Below are 2,272 nucleotides of genomic sequence, written 5' to 3' on the forward strand. Positions count from 1 at the left end.
TAATGAAGCATATTTTTCTTCGTCTATTTTGCCGTTTCTAAACGGGGTAATAGGAGCGGTCATCGCACCTTTAAGTTTTTGCATCACTTTTCCTTTACTAAAATATGAGGAAAATATTGATAAACTAACGCCTAAAGATTTACAAGAGGTCGCAAAAAAATATTTTTATAAAGATAACTCTACAACTTTGATTTTGAGAAAGGAAAAGTGATGCAAAAACTTAAAGGTGCGATGACCGCTCTTATTACCCCGTTTAGAAACGGCAAAATAGACGAAGAAAAATATGCTTCATTAATAAAAAGACAAATTGATAATATGATAGATGTTGTAGTGCCTGTTGGAACTACTGGAGAGAGTGCGACATTAACTCATGATGAGCATAAAAGATGTATAGAAATAGCCGTTGAGGTTTGTAAAAATAGCGATACCAAAGTTATGGCAGGTGCGGGTAGTAACTCGACGCATGAAGCCATAGATTTAGCCCTTTTTGCTCAAAAAGCTGGAGCGGATGCGATTTTGAGTGTATCTCCTTATTATAACAAACCAACACAAGAAGGCATATACCAACATTACAAAGCTATAGCTAATTCTGTAGATATTCCGGTGCTTTTGTATAACGTGCCAGGAAGAACCGCAGTAGATATAGCTCCTCAAACAATTTTTAGACTATTTGACGAAGTAGATAATATATACGGAGTTAAAGAGGCTACCGGATCTATCGAAAGATGTGTTGAACTTCTTGCAAAAAGACCGGACCTTTATGTTATTAGCGGTGATGATGCAATAAACTATCCAATTATAGCAAACGGTGGAATGGGTTGTATATCTGTTACCGCAAACCTTTTACCCGATAAAATTTCTACATTGATTCATGCAGGGATCGCAGGTCAGTTTGACACGGCAAAAATGATAAACGATGAACTTTACGATATAAACAAAGTGCTTTTTATAGAAAGCAATCCTATACCAATTAAAGCGGCGATGTATATTGCGGGTTTACTGGATAATTTAGAGTATAGACTCCCGCTAACCCCACCAAACAAAGAAAATATGAAAAAAATAGAAGAAATATTAAAAAAATATGAGGTTGTGCAATGAGAGGAAAAACATTAGTAATTAGCGGCGGAACAAGAGGAATAGGAAAAGCCATAGTTGAAAGATTTGCAAAAGAGGGAGTAAATATAGCTTTTACATATAATACCAATGAAGAGTTGGCAAATAACTTTGCAAAAGAACTTGAAGAAAATTATAAAATTAAAGCAAAAGCGTATAAGCTTAATATTTTAGAGCCAAACGAATATAAAGATCTTTTTAAAAAGATAGACGAAGATTTTGAAAGAGTCGATTTTTTTATATCAAATGCCATAATTTCCGGTAGAGCCGTTGTTGGAGGTTTTGCGCCATTTATGAGACTAAAACCAAAAGGACTTAACAATATCTACACCGCAACGGTTTTGGCTTTTGTAGTAGGTGCACAAGAAGCAGCAAAAAGAATGCAAAAGGTTGGCGGCGGAAGTATAATATCTATGAGTTCTACAGGCAATATCGTATATACTCCCAACTATGCCGGACATGCAAATTCAAAAGCGGCTGTTGAGACGATGGTCAAATATGCCGCAGCCGAACTTGGCGAAAAAAACATAAGAGTAAACGCCGTAAGCGGAGGTCCTATAGATACTGACGCATTAAGAGCTTTTCCAAATTATGAAGAGGTAAAGGCTGAAACTATTAAAAGAGCCTCAATTAAAAGGATGGGCAAACCCGAAGATTTAGCGGGAGCTTGCTATTTTTTATGTAGTGATGAAGCAAGCTGGATAACGGGTCAAACAATTATTATAGATGGTGGAAGCAGCTTTAAATGAGTAAATCTGTTAACCTTCCAAATATCTTAGCTTTTATTAGACTCTTAATTGCTCCCATTATGTTTATGTTTTTGGTAAATAGAGATATATTTGAGGATATTCACCCTTCCTGGTTGGATTTTTTTGCCGCATTTTTATTTGTATTTGCTTCTATTACCGATTTTTTTGACGGATATATAGCAAGAGAATTTAACCAGATAACCGAGCTTGGCAAAATTTTAGATCCATTAGCGGACAAAATGCTTACACTTGCCGGTTTTTTAGGTTTAATGGTTTTAGATAGAGCAAATCCTTGGGCTATATATCTTATTTTAACAAGAGAGTTTTTTATAACCGGACTAAGAGTTGCAGCAGTTAGCGAAGGAAAAGAGGTAGCAGCCTCTTTTTTGGGAAAAATAAAAACTATCGTT

4 protein-coding genes are annotated in these 2,272 nt (G+C 35.7%); all 4 read left to right on the forward strand.

All coding sequences use genetic code 11. The features are described from left to right. Positions 1-211, forward strand: a 211-nt coding sequence (locus AC30RD_RS08515) for a hypothetical protein (RefSeq protein WP_489494071.1), incomplete at its 5' end; no start/stop codon positions are given. Beyond that, complete coding sequence (dapA, locus tag AC30RD_RS08520) at positions 211-1,098, forward strand: 4-hydroxy-tetrahydrodipicolinate synthase (RefSeq protein ID WP_489494073.1); 888 nt, start codon at positions 211-213, stop codon at positions 1,096-1,098. The genes AC30RD_RS08515 and dapA, both read left to right, overlap by 1 nt. Next, on the forward strand, positions 1,095-1,862 hold the full coding sequence (locus AC30RD_RS08525) for an enoyl-ACP reductase (protein WP_489494074.1): 768 nt from the start codon (positions 1,095-1,097) through the stop codon (positions 1,860-1,862). Before dapA ends, AC30RD_RS08525 begins: the two co-directional genes overlap by 4 nt. Beyond that, the coding region (gene pgsA, locus AC30RD_RS08530; RefSeq protein ID WP_489494075.1) for a CDP-diacylglycerol--glycerol-3-phosphate 3-phosphatidyltransferase at positions 1,859-2,272 on the forward strand (414 nt) is incomplete at its 3' end. The genes AC30RD_RS08525 and pgsA, both read left to right, overlap by 4 nt.

Source organism: Nitrosophilus sp. (assembly GCF_982775275.1).

Excerpts from the sequence above, each read along its gene's own strand:
- dapA (WP_489494073.1), top strand. The coding sequence starts at position 211 with ATGCAAAAACTTAAAGGTGCGATGACCGCTCTTATTACCCCGTTTAGA.
- AC30RD_RS08525 (WP_489494074.1), top strand. The coding sequence starts at position 1,095 with ATGAGAGGAAAAACATTAGTAATTAGCGGCGGAACAAGAGGAATAGGA.